This window comes from Pseudomonas sp. P108 (genome assembly GCF_032613195.1).
GTDB lineage: Bacteria > Pseudomonadota > Gammaproteobacteria > Pseudomonadales > Pseudomonadaceae > Aquipseudomonas.
The window spans coordinates 3,051,727-3,069,854 of record NZ_CP126691.1 but is presented as its reverse complement, the minus strand read 5'-3'; the positions used below and the strand labels follow the sequence as shown (position 1 = coordinate 3,069,854).

14 protein-coding genes are annotated in these 18,128 nt (G+C 60.5%); 10 read left to right on the top strand and 4 right to left on the bottom strand.

All coding sequences use genetic code 11. The features are described 5' to 3' along the window. Positions 1 to 58 precede the first annotated feature (58 nt). Positions 59 to 544 carry a sigma-70 family RNA polymerase sigma factor gene (locus tag QOM10_RS13465; protein ID WP_160042518.1) on the top strand — a complete coding sequence of 162 codons (486 nt, stop codon included), beginning with the start codon at positions 59 to 61 and terminating at the stop codon, positions 542 to 544. Continuing rightward, entirely contained in the window at positions 541 to 1,302 is a 762-nt protein-coding gene (locus QOM10_RS13460) for an anti-sigma factor family protein (protein ID WP_160039790.1), read from the top strand. The genes QOM10_RS13465 and QOM10_RS13460 overlap by 4 nt, the downstream gene beginning before the upstream one ends. Positions 1,303 to 1,541: 239 nt before the next feature. On the opposite strand, the gene QOM10_RS13455 is transcribed toward QOM10_RS13460, so the two are convergent. The 3 genes from QOM10_RS13455 to QOM10_RS13445 form a co-directional block, all read right to left on the bottom strand. Further along, positions 1,542 to 3,806 carry a hypothetical protein gene (locus QOM10_RS13455; protein WP_316918250.1) on the bottom strand — a complete coding sequence of 755 codons (2,265 nt, stop codon included), beginning with the start codon at positions 3,804 to 3,806 and terminating at the stop codon, positions 1,542 to 1,544. A gap of 161 nt (positions 3,807 to 3,967) precedes the next feature. Beyond that, on the bottom strand, positions 3,968 to 5,269 hold the full coding sequence (locus QOM10_RS13450) for an ATP-binding protein (RefSeq protein ID WP_316918249.1): 1,302 nt from the start codon (positions 5,267 to 5,269) through the stop codon (positions 3,968 to 3,970). A gap of 4 nt (positions 5,270 to 5,273) precedes the next feature. Then, positions 5,274 to 5,975, bottom strand: a complete 702-nt coding sequence (locus tag QOM10_RS13445; RefSeq protein WP_007912171.1) for a response regulator transcription factor — start codon at positions 5,973 to 5,975, stop codon at positions 5,274 to 5,276. A gap of 266 nt (positions 5,976 to 6,241) precedes the next feature. Here QOM10_RS13445 and QOM10_RS13440 point away from each other — a divergent pair, with 266 nt between their 5' ends. The 8 genes from QOM10_RS13440 (at position 6,242) to QOM10_RS13405 (ending at position 16,802) form a co-directional block, all read left to right on the top strand. Continuing rightward, positions 6,242 to 7,399 (top strand): efflux RND transporter periplasmic adaptor subunit, encoded by a 1,158-nt coding sequence (locus QOM10_RS13440; protein ID WP_316918248.1) that lies wholly within the window; start codon positions 6,242 to 6,244, stop codon positions 7,397 to 7,399. Between the two features lie 15 nt (positions 7,400 to 7,414). Then, positions 7,415 to 10,513: an efflux RND transporter permease subunit gene (locus tag QOM10_RS13435; protein WP_150752087.1), complete on the top strand. Its 3,099-nt coding sequence runs from the start codon at positions 7,415 to 7,417 to the stop codon at positions 10,511 to 10,513. Positions 10,514 to 10,694: 181 nt separating this feature from the next. Further along, entirely contained in the window at positions 10,695 to 11,336 is a 642-nt protein-coding gene (locus QOM10_RS13430; RefSeq protein ID WP_034154234.1) for a DUF1345 domain-containing protein, read from the top strand. Positions 11,337 to 11,477: 141 nt separating this feature from the next. Beyond that, a complete protein-coding gene (locus QOM10_RS13425; RefSeq protein ID WP_127927227.1) occupies positions 11,478 to 12,506 on the top strand; it encodes a LacI family DNA-binding transcriptional regulator in 1,029 nt (342 codons plus the stop codon). A gap of 151 nt (positions 12,507 to 12,657) precedes the next feature. Next, positions 12,658 to 13,440 (top strand): TIM barrel protein, encoded by a 783-nt coding sequence (locus QOM10_RS13420; RefSeq protein WP_316918247.1) that lies wholly within the window; start codon positions 12,658 to 12,660, stop codon positions 13,438 to 13,440. Further along, complete coding sequence (locus tag QOM10_RS13415) at positions 13,433 to 14,431, top strand: sugar kinase (protein ID WP_316918246.1); 999 nt, start codon at positions 13,433 to 13,435, stop codon at positions 14,429 to 14,431. The genes QOM10_RS13420 and QOM10_RS13415 overlap by 8 nt, the downstream gene beginning before the upstream one ends. 81 nt (positions 14,432 to 14,512) lie before the next feature. After that, positions 14,513 to 15,811 carry an MFS transporter gene (locus QOM10_RS13410; RefSeq protein ID WP_316918245.1) on the top strand — a complete coding sequence of 433 codons (1,299 nt, stop codon included), beginning with the start codon at positions 14,513 to 14,515 and terminating at the stop codon, positions 15,809 to 15,811. A 13-nt stretch (positions 15,812 to 15,824) separates the two neighbouring features. Next, positions 15,825 to 16,802, top strand: coding sequence for a 2-hydroxyacid dehydrogenase (locus tag QOM10_RS13405; protein WP_127927220.1), 978 nt, complete (start codon positions 15,825 to 15,827; stop codon positions 16,800 to 16,802). A 126-nt stretch (positions 16,803 to 16,928) separates the two neighbouring features. On the opposite strand, the gene QOM10_RS13400 is transcribed toward QOM10_RS13405, so the two are convergent. Next, a complete protein-coding gene (locus QOM10_RS13400; protein WP_316918244.1) occupies positions 16,929 to 18,116 on the bottom strand; it encodes a pyridoxal phosphate-dependent aminotransferase in 1,188 nt (395 codons plus the stop codon). Between the last annotated feature and the right edge of the window lie 12 nt (positions 18,117 to 18,128).

Below are 18,128 nucleotides of genomic sequence, written 5' to 3'. Positions count from 1 at the left end.
TATAAGGGCCGCCATCATCGTCAACGATCAGCCATTCAGAGCAGAACTCGGACAGCATCTGGCGCGCTTGTGGCGTTACGGTTTGCTGCTGTCGCGCAATCGGCATGTGGCCGAGGATCTGGTGCAGGCTACCTGTGTGCGGGCGCTGGAACGTTCGGCTCAATATGTGGCCGGCACGCGCATGGATCGCTGGCTGTTGAGTATTCTGCATTCGATCTGGCTCAACGAAGTGCGCGCTCGTCGCGTGCGTCAGGGCGCGGGCCAGGTGGATGCCGATGGCCAACTGGCGTTCGATGGTGAATACGCCGCGCAGACTCACGTGATGGCCGCGCAAGTGATCCGCCGCGTCGATGCGCTCCCCGAAACCCAGCGCGAAACCGTCTATCTGGCCTATGTCGAAGGTTTGTCCTACCGCGAAGTCGCCGAAATCCTGCAAGTGCCGATCGGCACGGTGATGAGCCGTCTGGCCACCGCCCGCCTCAAACTCGCCGAATACCCGCCGTTGCAGGCAGTGCCGAAACCCACCGAAGGAGACCGCTCATGAACACACCTTCGGATGAGCAACTGGTCGCCTACCTCGACGGAGAACTCGAGCAGGAATATCGCCATCAACTCGACAGCGCCATTGCCGAAGACTCGTTGCTCAGTCTGCGCGTGCAATGGCTCAGCCGCAGCAACCTGCCGTACAAGAACGCCTATGACGAACTGGCGCAACAGGCACCGCTGGATCGCCTGCAAGCGCGGCTGGACGCCATTCCAGCGCCGCAGCCTCCGGGCTTCAATCGCCGCTGGTTTATCGGTGGCGCCGCCGCTGCGCTGTTGGCCGGTGGCGTGTTGGCCGACCGGTTATTCCTCGGCTGGCATGCCACGCAATCGAACAACTGGCGCGCACTGGTGGGCGATTACATGGCGCTGTATGTGCCGCAGACGCTCGATCATCTGCCCACCGACGACGCCTCCCAACGAGCGCAACTGCGTACGGTCGATACGCGTCTTGGCCTGAATCTTTCGCCAGCCACTTTGAAGTTGCCGGGCGCCGAATTCAAACGGGCACAAATGCTTGAGTACGACGGCGTGCCCATTGCGCAGATCGTTTATCTGGATGCGAAACACGGGCCACTGGCGCTGTGTGTCACGCGCTCAAACAGCGGCAGTCAGCCGTTGGCCCATGAGCGTCGTCGAGAGATGAACGTGGTGTATTGGACTGAACGTGAGCACGCGTGGATGCTGATCGGACGTAACTCTGCGCCGGAACTGCAACAGCATGCGGGACTGCTGCGCTCACAACTACTGAAAGCGTAAGAAAGCTGCAGACCTTCGCCGTCTCGATATCGCGTACACCGAGCGCAGAAGATGGCGACTGACCCAGCGCTTTCGCGAGCAGGCTCGCTCCCACAATGTTGGTGTCGTACACGAAATTTGTGAAAACCACCTAACCTGTGGGAGCGTGCTTGCCCGCAAACGCGTCGGTCAAGGCGAAAGCCTGGTGCTGATCGGTTACAACCCGCCATCACTGCTGCAAGGCATGGCCCAGAGGCTGATCAGTAATCAACTTTGATGCGGTCCACGGAGAACCAGTCGGCAGTGGGACAGTTGATCCTGATCGATTTGATTGCAGGCGCAGCAAACAGCACACTCATCGGCACGCCGTAGGACGAGCCCAGCTTCTTGCTGCCGAGCAATGTCTTGTCGGCAGAAAAATACTCTACAACGCTGTTCTCGTAGTTGACACTCACCTGCCAGAAGCTGATTCGCGTACAGGCGTTCTTGAGTTCCAACTCAACCACGACCGGTTCTGTGCCGAAGGCATCGCGACCAATGCTCAATACCTGGCCGTCAATCCGCCCCGCAAACGACTCACCGATTTCGTCACGGGGCATGATTGCGCATTCACCGTCGCCTGAGACGAAAGTGAACTGCAGGCTTGCGGTTTCCATCACACCGCCCTTTTTCACGGCTTGCGCCGGGGCAAGGGCGAAATCTTCCAACAGCGTGGCAGGCAGGTTCAGAACCTCGTACTCAACCCTTTGGAACAGCACTGCGTCGCTGTCGTCCTTGTTCCCCGCAAACGCAACCATCAACTCTACCGATAGCATGCTGCCCGGTTTGAACTTCAGCAGCAGTTCTCGAGGAAGGGTATTGTCCAGGCCGGCATTGACTTCGGGCTCCGTCACCGGGGCTTCGCGGGCGATCGGAATTTCATAGGGCAAATTATCGTGCCCGATGCCATACACGCGAAACCAGCGCAATTGCCCGACAGCCATTGCCGGCCAAGGTTTGCAGGTCGCCTGACCGGGGCCAGTAAATGCGCCCAGATCAAGCGTATTACCCAGACTTTGAGGAATATCGGGGCTTGGCAGACGCCTGTCGGCGGGTTCAATGCGCCGCACGATGACATTGCGTACGGCTGACATTCGAGTACCTCCGGCCTGTATCAACTCCCACGACAGCTTCAGCGTTTTACCGTGATTAGCCGCCAGCACCTGCGGTTTGATCAGGAAGTTGGCACGTTGATTGTTGTTGAACCTGACCGGTTGAAAAAGCGGCGAACCAAGCCCTGGAACGCCATCAAGCACAAGCCTGGCCATATCGCCCTTGCGCGCATCCGTAAACTCGACGCGCGCATAGACGCCCTCTGCAAAACCGAACGGATCCAGTTCGTAGCCACTGCCGACCAATGTCGGCGGCGGCAGGTCTGATGTCGCGGCCCCCACAATACTGACGGTGATCGCCTCTGAACGATCCAGTGAAATATCGCCACTCACCCGCGTGAAATAAAAAACTGCCGCGCCACCCGCGGCATCAGCAAAATACTTGTTTGGCACCGGAATCGAGTACATGAATGGTGTGTTCTTCACTGTTTCGGTCAGTGTCAAAGACTCCTCGCTACCCTTCGCATCACGGAAGCGCGCGCGCAATTGGATCTCATCGCCTTTCAACCAGTTGCGAGATACATAAACCTGGGCAGTGGCGGCCCTGCCATCGAGCTTTTGCAGGTCAATGGTATCCGGATCATCTTCGGCGTCGGCGGGATCCTCGCTGATAATCGGCGCTTCGAACCAATTGCCCTTGAGGTTGACGTAAAGGAACTGACTCGCCGAGTCTGGACTGTTCGTATCCGGGCCATTGCCCACACAATCGAGCACGGTGTAACTCACACGAAAATCCGGGCTGTCTCCCGCCGCGATAAAGGTTGCCTCATCAATTGTGATCACCAGCGGTTGACCGAGGTCCGCTTCAGCCTGGGTCACGACACGGCTCAACACTACGTCGTTGCAATCGAGCAGCAGCGTATCGAACGCTCTCATCAATGGATAAAACAACGCGACTTCGACCCCCTCGCGGGCTCGCTTGGCATTCACGCCTTCATCGCGAATCGACTGCGCAATCTCCAGCGCCAATTCCGAGTGCCCGTCCTGCTCCGGAAACCGATCCACCAGGCCCGGGCGCTTGCTGTGAAACCAGATCCGCACCGGATATGAGGTTTCCAGCTCGACAGTGGCTCGCTCAAGTCCGTACTCAAGCGTGTTGAGCCCGTCTTGCCAAAGCTTTGCACGCACGTAAAGACTGGCATGCTGATTGTCCTCGCCCGCCATGATGACTTTAGTGGCAACTGCATCACCGTTCAGGCGCAGGACCAGTGTGTCGTCCGCCTGCGCAGTGGGCGGCGGGTCAATGACCACTTTGACGCCTTCGGGGTAGAGATACGTCAGCGCCAGAGGCAATCCCACCTCGGCAGCCTGAGGAGTAGAAACCGGTTGCTTCATGCCTGGAACCACAGGCTTTTCGAGGGTTGGTGCGGCCATGAGTCAGTCCTTTGGTGTGCAGGTATCCGTGATTGAAAAGGACAAGAAACCTGTCCTTGACATCTGATACCTCCGCACTGGCAGCCGCAACTGTCAGATCTGACAGGTATTTAGCGAAACTGCGACCATTCATCGGATCGCCAGCGCTGGGCAACACTCGATCAGACGAGTGATGGCAACCACAGCCGAAACCGCGCGCCGCCCAACGGCGAAGACTCAACCGTCAACGTGCCGCCCTGCGCCTCCAATGCACGGCGGCTGATCGCCAGGCCCAGGCCAAACCCGCCGGTCGCCCGATCCCGGCTGCGATCCAGTCGATAGAAAGGCTCGAAAATCCGCTCACGCTCGTCATCGGGAATCCCGATGCCGTCATCATCGACCCAGATCTCACAGCCCTCGGCATTGACCTGCACGCCAATCTGAATGCGTTTCTCGCAATAGCGCATGGCATTGCGCAGCAGATTCTGGATCGCCCGCGCGGTCAGGCGTGGATCGAGCGAAAACCGCTCCAATTGACCGTGGAGCAACACGTCGATGACGATCTCCGGCGACTCAAGCTCTTCATCGACACTGCCCAGAATGCTATCGATGAACTCATCCAGCGATACCTCGACCTGCTCTGGCATTTGCGCCGGGTTCTGCAAGCGACTGTATGACAACAGCTCCAACACCAACTCATCGAGTTCGCGGATATGCGCGACCAGTCCCAGCAAGCGCTCGCGACTGGCAGCCGGCAAATCGTCCGAGAGCGCCAGCGCCAGACCGAAATCCAGCCGCGTCAACGGTGTGCGCAGCTCGTGGGAGACCGCATTGAGCAAGTCACGTTGCTGATTGAGCAGATTTTCGATATCGCCGGCCATGGTGTCGAAGACGTTCGCAAGGCTGCCGATGTTGGAACTCGGGGCAATTTCCGTGCGTTCGCTCAAATGGCCCTTGCCGAAGCGTTCGGCGGTACCTTTGAGCCGTTCCAGATCACGCCAGTGCGGGCGCAACCACATCAGCAGGCAGGCGAGCAGCGTGGCGCCGACCAATACGTTGATGCTCCAGTACAACAGATTGACGTCCATCGGGTCCGGCGGCACGACCATTTGCACGGCCGAGATGTCGTCCAGCGGCGTCACCGCCAGCGTGCGCCAGCCCCAATCGCCAATGCGCACGACGTTTTCACCCCGCCGTAGGCGCTCCTGCTCGATCGCGGTGAACTGGGCATCGTCGATCCGCGCGAGAACGATGTGCAGCGGCTGGAAATCCTTGTCCATCGACGCCGCCAGCGCCGGCCACTGCGCTTGCGGCACCGCGTGAAACTGCCGGGTGATCAGCGATTGCAGGCCGCGCGAATAGTCGAGGTTGTAGGTGACGAAACGCTCGCGAAACGCCATGACCACCAGATCCGGCACCAGATAAATCGCCGCGCTGTAGGAGACGATCGTCACCAGATACAGGCGAAACAGGATGCGAAACATCAGTTCAGCATTCCCACTCGGAACGGCTGAACAGATAGCCCTTGCCCCACACGGTCTTGATCTTGCGCGCTTCGCCGGCGTGGTCGTCGAACTTGCGGCGCAGCTTGGAAATCGCCACGTCCACCGAACGGTCTGTGCCGTTGAATTCGATACCGCGCAGGCGCTGCAGGATCTGGTCGCGGCTCAACACTTCGCCGGCATGGCGGGCCAGGACCACGAGCAGGTTGTACTCGCCGCTGGACAGCTCGACCGGTTGATCGCGCCAGGTCACGGTGCGCTCGGACAGGTCGATGCACAGATTGCCCATGAGGATGCGGTCATTGGCGGTCAGTGGTTCGCCGAGGCTGCTGCGGCGCAACAAGGTACGCACTCGCGCCAGCAAGACCCGTGGCTCGCACGGTTTGGTCACGTAATCGTCAGCGCCCATTTCCAGGCCCAGCACCTGATCGTGGCTGTCGTCGCGGGCGGTGAGCATCAGGATCGGCAGCGTCGCTGAATCGGCGCGCAACAAGCGGCAGACTTGCAGGCCATCGAGGCCGGGCAGCATCAGGTCGAGGATCACCAGATCCGGCGGATTGACTCGCGCCCGCTCGCGCACATGGTCGCCACGGCCGATCACGCTGACGGAATAACCGTTGCGCTCCAGGTAGCTGGAAATCAATTCGGCGAGGGCGGTGTCGTCTTCGACCAGGAGGATGTTGGGCATGGGGTGATCCAGAAAGTGCTGTGGCGACCGATAAGGCCCATTCGCGAGCAGGCTCGCTCCCACACTTGGAATGCGATCCCCTGTGGGAGCGAGCCTGCTCGCGAAAGCTATCTATCTGTCGCAATAAATTTCAAGACCTGAAGGATATACGCCCTCGCCCATCCCTGAGCAAAACCCTTACACAATTTCACACAGCGCCTACAAAGCTTCACCGCTAATCTCGGCGTCTGCCCGTAGGATGCGGACATCAATATTGGGGGTTGTACATGTCGAACAAACTGCTGGCCGGGCTCGGCCTGATCGCGATGGCGCTGACGCTGAGCGCCTGTGATTCGTCCTCGAAGGCAGAGGATCAGACGCCACCGGCCACGGTGCGTATCGAGACGATCGAAGCGCATCCCCTGTCGATCAGCAGCGAACTCAGCGGCCGCATCGCCGCGCCACGCATCGCCGAAGTACGCGCACGGGTGGCCGGCGTGGTCTTGCAGCGCACCTTCCGCGAAGGCAGCGACGTGAAAAAAGGCGACGTGCTGTTCCGCATCGACCCGGCGCCGTTCAAGGCTGACCTCGACAGCGCCGAAGCCGCGCTGCGCAAGGCCGAAGCCAATGCCTTCCAGGCCAAACTGCAAGAGCAGCGTTACGCCCAGTTGATCGACGACAAAGCCATCAGCGGTCAGGACTATGACAACGCACGCGCCAATGCCCGGCAGACCGCCGCTGACGTTGCAGCCAACAAGGCGGCCGTCGAACGGGCGAAACTGAATCTGGGTTATGCCACCGTCACCGCGCCGATTTCCGGCCGTGTCGGTCGTGCACTGGTCACCGAAGGCGCACTGGTCGGGCAAAACGAAACCACGCCGCTGGCACTGATTCAACAGCTAAATCCGATTCACGCCGACCTCACCCAGTCGACCCGTGAACTTAACGAATTGCGCCGTGCGTTTCGTTCCGGTCAGCTGCAGGAAGTCGGCCAGGATCAGGTCAAAGCCACACTGATTCAGGATGACGGCAGCCTGTATCCGCTGCCGGGCAAATTGCTCTTCAGCGACATCACCGTCGACCCGGGCACTGGCCAGATCATTCTGCGCAGCGAATTCCCCAACCCGGATCTCGACTTGCTGCCGGGCAGTTTCATTCGCGTGCGCCTGGAGCAGGCAACCATTCAGAACGGGATTACCGTGCCGCAACGCGCCGTACAGCGTGACAGCGCCGGCATTGCTCAGGTGCTGACCATCGATGAGCAAATGCGCGTCGCCGAGCAACCGGTGCAACTGGGCGCGGTGCAGAACAATCGCTGGATCGTCACCGGCGGCCTCAAGCCCGGCGACCGCATCGTCATCGAAGGGCTGCAACACGCCCGTCCCGGCGAAACCGTGCAGATCGACGACACCCCTCTTCCACTTGCCCAGACCTCTGGTCAGTAAGCAGGACGCTTTTCTATGCCGCAGTTCTTTATCGACCGCCCGGTGTTTGCCTGGGTCGTCGCGTTGTTCATCCTGTTGGCCGGTGCGCTGGCCATCCCGCAGTTGCCGGTGGCGCAATACCCCGACGTCGCCCCGCCGCAGATCGAAATCTACGCTGTGTACCCGGGCGCCTCGGCGCAGACCGTCGATGAAAGCGTGGTCAGCCTGATCGAGGAAGAGCTTAACGGCGCCGATCACCTGCTGTACTTCGAATCGCAAAGCAGCCTCGGCAGCGCGACGATCAAAGCCACGTTCCAGCCGGGCACCAACCCGGAACTGGCGCAGGTCGACGTGCAGAACCGCCTCAAGGTGGTCGAGTCGCGCCTGCCGCAGGCAGTGAATCAGCAAGGTTTGCAGGTCGAAAAAGTTTCGTCCGGTTTCCTGTTGCTGATCACCCTGACGTCCAGTGACGGCAAGCTCGATGACGTGGCGCTCAGTGATTATCTGGCGCGCAACGTGATGAACGAGATCAAGCGTCTGGACGGTGTCGGCAAGGCGCAGTTGTATGGCGCCGAACGGGCCATGCGCATCTGGATCGATCCGCAGAAGCTGATCGCGTTCAACCTGACACCGGCTGACGTCAATGAAGCCATCGTCGCGCAGAACGCTCAGGTCTCCGCCGGCAGCATCGGCGACCTGCCCAATCCGTCGAGCCAGGAAATCACTGCGACCATTCTGGTAAAGGGTCAGTTGTCGACGCCGCAAGAGTTCGCCGACATCGTGCTGAAAGCCAATCGCGACGGCTCGACCGTGCGCATCGGTGACGTCGCGCGGGTCGAGATCGGCAGTCAGGAATACCAGTTCGGCACGCGCCTCAACGGCAAGCCGTCCACCGCCGTCGGCGTGCAGCTATCGCCCGGTGCCAATGCGCTGAACACCGCGACGCTGGTGCGGGCGAAGATGGATGAGCTGGCGCGCTACTTCCCGGCGGGCGTGGAATACAAGATCCCGTACGACACCTCGCCATTCGTCAAAGTCTCCATCACCAAAGTGGTTTACACCTTGGGCGAAGCGATGCTGCTGGTGTTTGCGGTGATGTTCCTGTTCCTGCAGAACGTGCGCTACACGCTGATCCCGACGCTAGTGGTGCCGGTGGCCTTGATGGGCACATTCGCGACCATGCTCGCGCTGGGTTTCTCGATCAACGTGCTGACCATGTTCGGCATGGTATTGGCCATCGGCATTCTGGTCGACGACGCCATCGTGGTGGTGGAAAACGTCGAACGGATCATGGCCACCGAGGGTTTGTCGCCCAAGGAAGCCACGCGCAAAGCGATGACGCAAATCACCGGCGCAATCATCGGCATCACGCTGGTGCTGGTCGCGGTGTTTATTCCGATGGCGTTCATGCAAGGCTCGGTCGGGGTGATTTACCAGCAGTTCTCGCTGTCGATGGCCACGTCGATTCTGTTCTCGGCATTCCTCGCGCTGACCTTGACGCCGGCATTGTGCGCAACATTGCTCAAGCCGATTGCCAAAGGTGAGCATCACGAGAAGTCCGGGTTCTTCGGCTGGTTCAACCGTCGCTTCGAGCACCTGACCGATCGTTATCAAGGCTGGGTCGGCTATGCGCTGAAACGCAGCGGCCGCTACCTGCTGATTTACGTCGTGTTGCTGGTCGGGCTGGGCCTGTGCTTTGCGCGCCTGCCCTCCTCGTTCCTGCCGGTGGAAGATCAGGGTTACACCATCACCGACATTCAACTGCCGCCCGGCGCCACCAAGAATCGGACGGTGGCCGTGGCTGAACAGCTGGAGGCGCATAACGCCGGCGAGCCAGGGATCAGCGACAGTGTGGTGATTCTCGGTTTCAGCTTCTCCGGCAGCGGCCAGAACGCAGCGTTGGCATTTTCGACGCTGAAGGACTGGTCGCAGCGTGGCAGTGATGATTCCGCCAGCTCGATTGCCGATCGCGCCAACATCGCGCTGAGCGAGATCAAGGACGCCATGGCGTTCTCGGTGCTGCCACCACCCGTGGATGGCCTCGGTACGTCCAGCGGTTTCGAGTTCCGCTTGCAGGATCGCGGCGGCCTTGGCCACGCAACACTGATGCAGGCGCGCAGCGAACTGCTCGCGGCAGCCGAGAAAAGCCCGGTGCTGATGAACGTGCGCGAAAGCGCGCTGGCCGAAGCGCCGCAAGTGCAATTGATCGTTGACCGTAAACAGGCGAATGCCTTGGGCGTGTCGTTTGCTGATATCGGCAATGTGCTGTCCACTGCCGTCGGCTCCAGCTACATCAACGATTTCCCCAATCAAGGGCGCATGCAGCGCGTTGTCGTGCAAGCCGAAGGTGATCAGCGCAGCCAGGTCGCCGATCTGCTGAAAATGCACGTGCGCAACAACGCCGGGCACATGGTGCCACTGTCGGCGTTCGTGCAGGCCAACTGGATTCAGGGCCCGGCGCAGTTGACCCGTTACAACGGCTATCCGGCAATCGCGATTTCCGGCGAACCATCACCGGGGCACAGTACCGGTGAAGCCATGGCGGAAATCGAACGTCTGGTAGCGCAGGGGCCGAAAGGTCTGGGTCAGGAATGGACAGGGCTGTCGTTGCAGGAACGCTTGTCTGGCAACCAGGCGCCGATCCTGCTTGGGCTGTCGTTGCTGGTGGTGTTCCTGTGTCTGGCGGCGCTGTACGAGAGTTGGTCGATTCCGACTTCGGTGTTGCTGGTGGTGCCGCTGGGCGTGCTCGGCGCGGTGCTGGCCGTGACGTTGCGCGGCATGCCCAACGATGTGTTCTTCAAGGTCGGCCTGATCACCATCATCGGTCTGTCGGCGAAGAACGCGATCCTGATCATCGAGTTCGCCAAGAGCCTGTATGACGAAGGTCACGATCTGATCGATGCGACGTTGCAGGCAGCACGTTTGCGTCTGCGGCCGATTGTGATGACGTCGCTGGCGTTCATTCTCGGTGTGGTGCCACTCGCGATTGCCACTGGCGCAAGCTCGGCGAGCCAGCAAGCGATCGGCACTGGCGTGATTGGCGGCATGATCACCGCGACGCTGGCGGTGATCTTTGTGCCCGTGTTCTTCGTGGTCGTCATGAAACTCGTACAACGCTTCACCAAACCCCGCTGATCCAAACTGTGGGAGCGAGCCTGCTCGCGAAGGCGTCGGTACATTCAACATCAATGTTGACTGACCGGACGCCTTCGCGAGCAGGCTCGCTCCCACATGGATCGTCATAAACTTGAGCCAGTGGTCATATCCGCCATCGCTGGGCTAAGGTGTCTGAACCACCTTGGCCCATCGAGTCCCCATGCGCTTCCTCGCCCGCACCCACCCTCGCCTGTCTGCCGCCGCCCTCCTCGGCCTCGCCACCGGACTCCTCGTCCCCGCCGATTCCATCGTCAGCAAAATCCTCATTGGCTGGAACGCTGGCGTCTGGACTTACCTGATCCTGATGTTCTGGCTGACCGTGCGCGCCAAGGCTCCGGACGTCAAACGCATCGCTGAAGTCGAAGACGAAAACGCCGGGCTGGTGCTGTTCGTGGTCTGCATCGCTGCGCTGGCGAGTCTGGCGACCATCACCTTCGAACTGGCCGGCAGCAAGGACCTGGAAACTACGCGCAAGCTCATGCATTACGGTTTCACCGCGCTGACGGTGATTGGTTCGTGGCTGCTGATCGGGGTGATTTTCTGCGTGCACTACGCGAGGTTGTATTACACCTGGGATGGCAAGGAACCGGCGCTGCGCTTCGCCGAAGGGCTGACCACTCCCAATTATTGGGACTTCCTGTACTTCTCGTTCACCATCGGCGTGGCCGTGCAGACTGCCGATGTCGGCGTGGCCACCCGCGACATCCGCAAAATCGTCTTGGCGCAATCGTTGATCGGCTTCGTGTTCAACACCGCGATTCTGGGCTTTTCGATCAACATCGCTGCCGGTTTGTTCGGCTGACGGAGCCCCGCCCGTCGGCTGCCAGTCGCTGACAGGTGATCATTCACTTGACGGAAGATTTGTTTTTGGTGTTTCCTGAAACCGGTTTCAGCGCTGCTTGCAGACATTGAACCTATAAATCCAATAACAAGGTTTCAGACCGTGAACGACTTCTCCGCCGCCCAGCGCAGCCGCGTGACCATGCTCGACGTCGCCGAACGCGCCGGCGTGTCCAAGGCCAGCGTCTCGCGTTTCATAGGCGATGACCGCGCCCTGCTCTCCGATGCCATTGCCTTGCGCATCGAACATGCCATCAGCGAACTCGGCTACCGCCCCAACCAGATGGCTCGCGGTCTGAAACGCGGGCGTACCCGCCTGATCGGCATGCTGGTGGCCGATATCCGTAACCCTTATTCGATTGCCGTGATGCACGGCGTGGAAACCGCCTGCCGTGCCCACGGCTATAGCCTGGTGGTGTGCAACACCGACCGCGATGACGAGCAGGAACGCCAGCATCTGGCGCTGTTGCGCTCGTACAACATCGAAGGGCTGATCGTGAACACGCTGGGCCATCACCGTGACGAACTGCACGAGTTGCGCCGCGAGATGCCGCTGGTGCTGGTGGATCGCAAGGTCGACGGTCTCGACAGCGACATGGTTGGGTTGAACAACCCGCAGGCTGTCGAGATGGCGCTTACGCATCTGCAGCAACGTGGCTATCGGGATCTGGTGTTGGTGACTGAACCGTATGACGGCACCAGTTCGCGGATCGAGCGGGTCAGCAGTTTTCAGGCGCAGATTGCCCAGCGTTCGGATTTGGCTGGGGCGGTACTGGAAACCGGCGATGATCTGCAAAGCCAACTTCGCACCTTTTTAAACACTCCTGGCAACGGTCCGAAAGCGCTGTTTTGCGCCAATGGCGTGGCGGCGTTGGCAGCCACGACGGCATTGCGGGCGATGGGCTCGCGGTTGTTCGAGGATGTCGGGCTGATTGCCCTGGATGATCTGGATTGGTATCCGTTGGTGGGCAGCGGGATTACCGCGCTGGCTCAGCCGACGGCAGAGATAGGCGCGCGGGCGTTTGCGTGTCTGCTCAAGCGCTTGCGTGGGGATGAGGAGGTGGCGCGGGTGGTGGATTTTGCGCCGGTGCTGGTTGAGCGTGGATCGACCCTTGAGGTTGGTGGTGTTTGATCTGACGCCTTCGCGAGCAGGCTCGCTCCCACAGGTGACCGCGTTCCAAATGTGGGAGCGAGCCTGCTCGCGAAGGGGCCCGCAAAAACAATACATCACGGTCTGATATTTTTTTGAACAAAAATGAAACCGGTTTCAGAGGTCAATAACAATGAATAAACCCGACGTTTCCATCAGCCTGTCCAGCTACGGTGCCGAGCTTGTGCGCCAGCGCGGTCAAGGATCCTTCATCGATGTGCTGGCCACCGCCGGGGCGAATCGCATCGAATGGCGTGAAGAATTGCTGACGCGAGAAGACCCTGCACAACTGGCCGAGGCCACTCAGGCGCAGGGCCTGCAAAGCATCTATTCCTCGCCCACCGAACTGTGGCTGGCCGGTCAGGCGCAGCCGAACCCCGAGTTGATCACCGCGCTGAAACAGGCCGAAGCGTTCGGTTCAAAATGGCTGAAAGTCTCCCTCGGCTACTTCACCGACAACAATGATCTGCAAGCTTTGGCCGAACGTTTGAAACACAGCCCGGTGCAGTTGCTGGTGGAAAACGACCAGACTTTACAGGGCGGGCGCATCGAGCCATTTCAGCGCTTCTTCGCCGCCGTCGAGCAGCACAACCTGGCGATCAAGATGACCTTCGACATCGGCAACTGGCAGTGGCAGGACCAGTCCGCCACCAGCGCCGCCCGCCTACTCGGCCGGCATGTCGGCTATGTGCACTGTAAAGCCGTGGCCCGTCGCGCCGACGGCAAACTGGTCGCGGTGCCGCCCGCCGTCAGCGATTTGCATCTGTGGGAACAACTGTTGCGACACATGGCCCAAGGCGTTATGCGCGCGGCCGAATACCCGTTGCAGGGTGACGATCTGGTGCAACTGACCACCGAGCATGTCGCCGCCCTCGCCCGCCTCGGCCGATCCCGTCTGGAGCCTGCCCATGTCTGAGATCGATATTCTTTCGTTCGGCGAAACCATGGCGATGCTGGTCGCCGAGCAGACCGGTGATCTGGCAACGGTCGAACACTTTCACAAACGCATCGCCGGGGCTGACAGCAACGTGGCGATCGGGCTGTCGCGTCTGGGTTTCAACGTCGCGTGGCTGAGCCGGGTCGGCAATGATTCGCTCGGGCGCTTTGTGGTCGAGACCTTGATCAAGGAAGGTCTGGATTGCAGCCACGTTGACGTGGATAAACAGCACCCGACCGGTTTCCAGTTCAAATCGCGCAACGACGATGGCAGCGACCCGCAGGTCGAGTATTTCCGACGCGGTTCGGCGGCCAGTCATCTGTCGCCGCAGTCGATCACGGCCAGTTTGCTGAGTGCTCGGCATCTGCACGCCACCGGCATTCCTCCAGCGCTCTCGGCCTCGGCGCGGGAGATGTCTTTCGAACTGATGACGCGCATGCGCAATGCCGGGCGTAGCGTCTCGTTCGATCCCAATCTGCGCCCGAGCCTGTGGGCCAGCGAGGGCGAAATGATCGGCGAGATCAACCGCCTCGCCGCTCTCGCCCATTGGGTGTTGCCGGGGTTGAGTGAAGGTCGTTTGCTGACTGGTTTCGAAGACCCTGCGGACATTGCTGCGTTTTATCTTGATCAAGGTGCCGAAGCGGTGGCGATCAAGCTTGGCCCGCAAGGCGCCTACTACCGCACGCAACTGGATCAGGGTTTTGTTGCCGGCGTGCCGGTGGCCAATGTGGTCGACACGGTCGGTGCCGGTGACGGTTTTGCGGTGGGGATGATCAGCGCCCTGCTCGAGCATCAGAGTTTTGCCGAGGCAGTGCAGCGGGCGAACTGGATTGGCAGTCGGGCGGTGCAGAGTCGCGGGGATATGGAGGGGTTGCCGACCCGGGCAGAACTTGATCGATCGTTCCCACGCTCCAGCGTGGGAATGCATACCGTGACGCTCCGCGTCACAGAGGACGCGGAGCGTCCTTAGAGGCGTTCCCACGCAGAGCGTGGGAACGAGAAGTTGTTTGAACCTGCTGCGACAAAAACAACAAGCTCAGGAGCAAGACCCATGAAAACCGCAACCCTCGCCACCCGCCGCTGGTGGTACATCATGCCGATCGTGTTCATCACCTACAGCCTGGCGTATCTCGATCGCGCCAACTACGGCTTCGCCGCCGCATCGGGCATGGCCGAAGACCTGATGATCACCCCGGGCCTTTCTTCGCTGCTCGGCGCGCTGTTCTTCCTCGGTTACTTTTTCTTCCAGGTGCCGGGTGCGATCTACGCGCAAAAACACAGCGTGAAGAAGCTGATTTTCGTCAGCCTGATTCTCTGGGGCGGTCTCGCCACGTTGACCGGCGTGGTCTCCAACGCCTATTGGCTGATCGTCATTCGCTTCATGCTCGGCGTGGTCGAAGCCGCTGTCATGCCCGCCATGCTGGTCTATCTGTGCCATTGGTTCACCCGTGCCGAACGCTCGCGGGCCAACACTTTTCTGATTCTCGGCAACCCGGTGACGATGCTGTGGATGTCGGTGGTTTCGGGCTATCTGGTGCAGCATTTCAGTTGGCGCTGGATGTTCATCATCGAAGGTTTGCCGGCGGTGCTGTGGGCATTTATCTGGTGGCGCCTGGCCGATGATCGTCCGTCCGAGGCCAAGTGGCTCAACGACCAGGAAAAGCAGGATCTGGAGAGCGCGCTCGCCGCCGAACAGGTCGGCATGAAAGCGGTGAAAAACTACGCCGAGGCGTTCCGTTCGCCGAAGGTGATCATTCTCGCGCTGCAGTTTTTCTGCTGGAGCATCGGTGTTTACGGCTTTGTGCTGTGGCTGCCGTCGATCCTCAAGGCCGGCGCGCAAATGGACATGATCGAGGCCGGCTGGCTGTCGGCGCTGCCGTATCTGGCGGCGGTGATCGGCATGCTCGTGGTGTCGTGGGGTTCGGACAAGTTGCAAAAGCGCAAACGCTTTGTCTGGCCGCCGCTGCTGATCGCGTCCATCGCGTTTTACGGTTCTTACGCACTCGGTGCTGAGCATTTCTGGTGGTCGTACACACTGCTGGTGATTGCCGGCGCCTGCATGTACGCACCTTACGGGCCGTTCTTTGCCATCGTCCCGGAGATTCTCCCGGCCAACGTTGCCGGTGGCGCCATGGCGCTGATCAACAGCATGGGCGCGCTCGGCTCGTTCGGCGGCTCGTATCTGGTCGGTTATCTGAACAGCTCCACCGGTTCGCCCGGCGCTTCGTATCTGTTGATGAGTGGCGCGCTGCTGCTGTCCGTGGTGCTGACGATTTTTCTCAAGCCCGGCGCCAGTGATCGCGTCGTCGCCAAAGCCGTTGCCACGCGTGCCGTGCCAGCGCATTCCTGAAGAGACTTCTGCCATGAAAAAACAGGTCGTGTTGTACAAGAAACTTTCGCCTGCGCTGATGGCGCGTTTGCAAGAACAATGCGAGGTGACGCTGATCAACAGCCTCGACGCCGACGGTCTGATGCAACTGCGCGATGCCCTGCCCCGCGCCCACGGTTTACTCGGCGCCAGCCTGAAGCTGGATGCCGCGTTGCTTGATCTGGCGCCGCAACTCGAAGCTATCGCTAGCGTTTCGGTAGGTGTCGACAACTACGACATCGATTACCTGAGCCCACGCAAGATCCTCTTGAGCAACACCCCGGACGTACTCACCGAAACCACCGCCGACACCGGTTTCGCCCTGATCCTCGCCGCCGCGCGGCGTGTGGTCGAACTGGCGAACATGGTGCGCAGCGGCCAATGGAGTCGCAACATCGGCCCGGCGCATTTCGGCACCGATGTGCACGGCAAGACGCTGGGCATCATCGGCATGGGCCGCATCGGCGAAGCGCTGGCGCAGCGTGGGCATTTCGGGTTTGGAATGCCGGTGCTCTATCACAGCCAGTCGCGCAAACCGGCGGTCGAGGCGCGATTCGATGCGCAATATCGCAGCCTTGAAGATCTGCTCCAGCAGGCTGATTTCATTTGCCTGACCTTGCCATTGACGGCGCAAACCGAGGGTTTGATTGGCGCCGAGCAATTTGCGCTGATGCGTCCGGAAAGCATCTTCATCAACATCTCGCGGGGCAAGGTGGTCGATGAAGCAGCGATGATTGATGCGCTGCGTCATCAGCGGATTCGTGCGGCGGGGCTGGATGTGTTTGAGCGTGAGCCGCTGAATCATGATTCGCCGTTGTTGCAGCTGAATAATGTGGTGGCGACGCCGCACATGGGTTCGGCGACGCATGAGACGCGGGAAGCGATGGCGCGGTGTGCGGTGGAGAATCTGTTGGCGGCGCTGGCTGGGGAGAAACCGGCGAATCTGGTGAATCCATCGGCATGGCAGGGCTGAATTAATCGGTGGCTGTAATGCCGCCTTCGCGAGCAGGCTCGCTCCCACCTGGATCTTCAGTGTTCACAAAACCAATGTGGGAGCGAGCCTGCTCGCGAAGAGGCCATTAAAGGCGCTGCAAAACTATCAGGCACTGCGCGCCTGCAGAAGCTGCGCCGCACACAAGGCAATCCGCGCACACGCATCCGCGAGTTTCACCCGGTCCAGCACCAGACCAATCCGAATGTGCCCCGCCGCACTCGGCCCGAACGCTTCACCGGCCAGCACCGACACGCCATAACCCTCCAGCAACTGTTCGGCAAACGCCTGGGCACCGAGCCCGGTCTGGCGCACATCGACCATCACGAACATGCCGCCATCCGGGCGAATCGGGTACAACCCCGGACAACCCTGCAAACGCTCGCAGACCAGATCGCGACGCAGGCGATATTCCTCGCGCATCTGCGTCACTTCCGGCAAATCGGTTTCCAATGCTATCTGCGCGGCCTTCTGCACAAAATCCGGCAACCCGAACAACATGCTCAACGACAAATTGACCAAATGCTCGGCCAGCGATTTCGGCCCGATCATCCAGCCGATGCGCCACCCGGTCATGGCGTGGGATTTCGACAGGCTGTTGATGGTCGCCGTGCGTTCGGCCATGCCCGGCAAACTCGCCGGGCTGACGTGCTGACCTTCATAGAGCAGCTCGCTGTAAACCTCGTCGCTGATCAGCCACAAATCATGGCGAACGCACAGTGCCGCCAGTTCTTGCCAGATCAGCAGTGACAGGCTCGCGCCAGACGGATTGTTCGGACTGTTCAACAGCATGGCGCGGGTTTTCGGGGTGATGCGCGCAGCGACATCGGCCGGGTCGACGCGAAAGCCGTTTTCCGGGCGCACCGGCACCGGCACCACCGTCGCGCCGCAAGCGCCAAACACGCCTTCGTAGGTGACATACATCGGTTCGGCGACGATCACTTCATCGCCCGGATCCAGCAAGCATTGCGCCACCGAATACACCGCGCATTGCGCACCGGGCATGACGATCACGTGGTCGGCATCGACCGCTTGCCCGCTGCGCCGACGATGGCGTTCGGCAATCAGCGTGCGCAGCGCCAAACGACCGCGCACTTCGGAATAATGGGTATCGCCGGCCAACAAGCTGTCGATCGCGCCGTGAACAATTGGCAGAGGTGTATCGAAATCCGGATCGCCAATGCTCAGCAGCAGGATATCGACACCCTCGGCGCGCAACTCCAGCGCTCGGTCGTGAATCTGCCAGGCGGCGGCTCCTTCTCCGGCGATTCGTTGGGTCAAGGCTGAATAGCGCATGTACGTCTCCTG

Excerpts from the sequence above, each read along its gene's own strand:
- QOM10_RS13460 (WP_160039790.1), top strand. The coding sequence starts at position 541 with ATGAACACACCTTCGGATGAGCAACTGGTCGCCTACCTCGACGGAGAA.
- QOM10_RS13455 (WP_316918250.1), bottom strand. The coding sequence starts at position 3,806 with ATGGCCGCACCAACCCTCGAAAAGCCTGTGGTTCCAGGCATGAAGCAA.
- QOM10_RS13450 (WP_316918249.1), bottom strand. The coding sequence starts at position 5,269 with ATGTTTCGCATCCTGTTTCGCCTGTATCTGGTGACGATCGTCTCCTAC.
- QOM10_RS13445 (WP_007912171.1), bottom strand. The coding sequence starts at position 5,975 with ATGCCCAACATCCTCCTGGTCGAAGACGACACCGCCCTCGCCGAATTG.
- QOM10_RS13440 (WP_316918248.1), top strand. The coding sequence starts at position 6,242 with ATGTCGAACAAACTGCTGGCCGGGCTCGGCCTGATCGCGATGGCGCTG.
- QOM10_RS13435 (WP_150752087.1), top strand. The coding sequence starts at position 7,415 with ATGCCGCAGTTCTTTATCGACCGCCCGGTGTTTGCCTGGGTCGTCGCG.
- QOM10_RS13430 (WP_034154234.1), top strand. The coding sequence starts at position 10,695 with ATGCGCTTCCTCGCCCGCACCCACCCTCGCCTGTCTGCCGCCGCCCTC.
- QOM10_RS13420 (WP_316918247.1), top strand. The coding sequence starts at position 12,658 with ATGAATAAACCCGACGTTTCCATCAGCCTGTCCAGCTACGGTGCCGAG.
- QOM10_RS13415 (WP_316918246.1), top strand. The coding sequence starts at position 13,433 with ATGTCTGAGATCGATATTCTTTCGTTCGGCGAAACCATGGCGATGCTG.
- QOM10_RS13410 (WP_316918245.1), top strand. The coding sequence starts at position 14,513 with ATGAAAACCGCAACCCTCGCCACCCGCCGCTGGTGGTACATCATGCCG.
- QOM10_RS13405 (WP_127927220.1), top strand. The coding sequence starts at position 15,825 with ATGAAAAAACAGGTCGTGTTGTACAAGAAACTTTCGCCTGCGCTGATG.
- QOM10_RS13400 (WP_316918244.1), bottom strand. The coding sequence starts at position 18,116 with ATGCGCTATTCAGCCTTGACCCAACGAATCGCCGGAGAAGGAGCCGCC.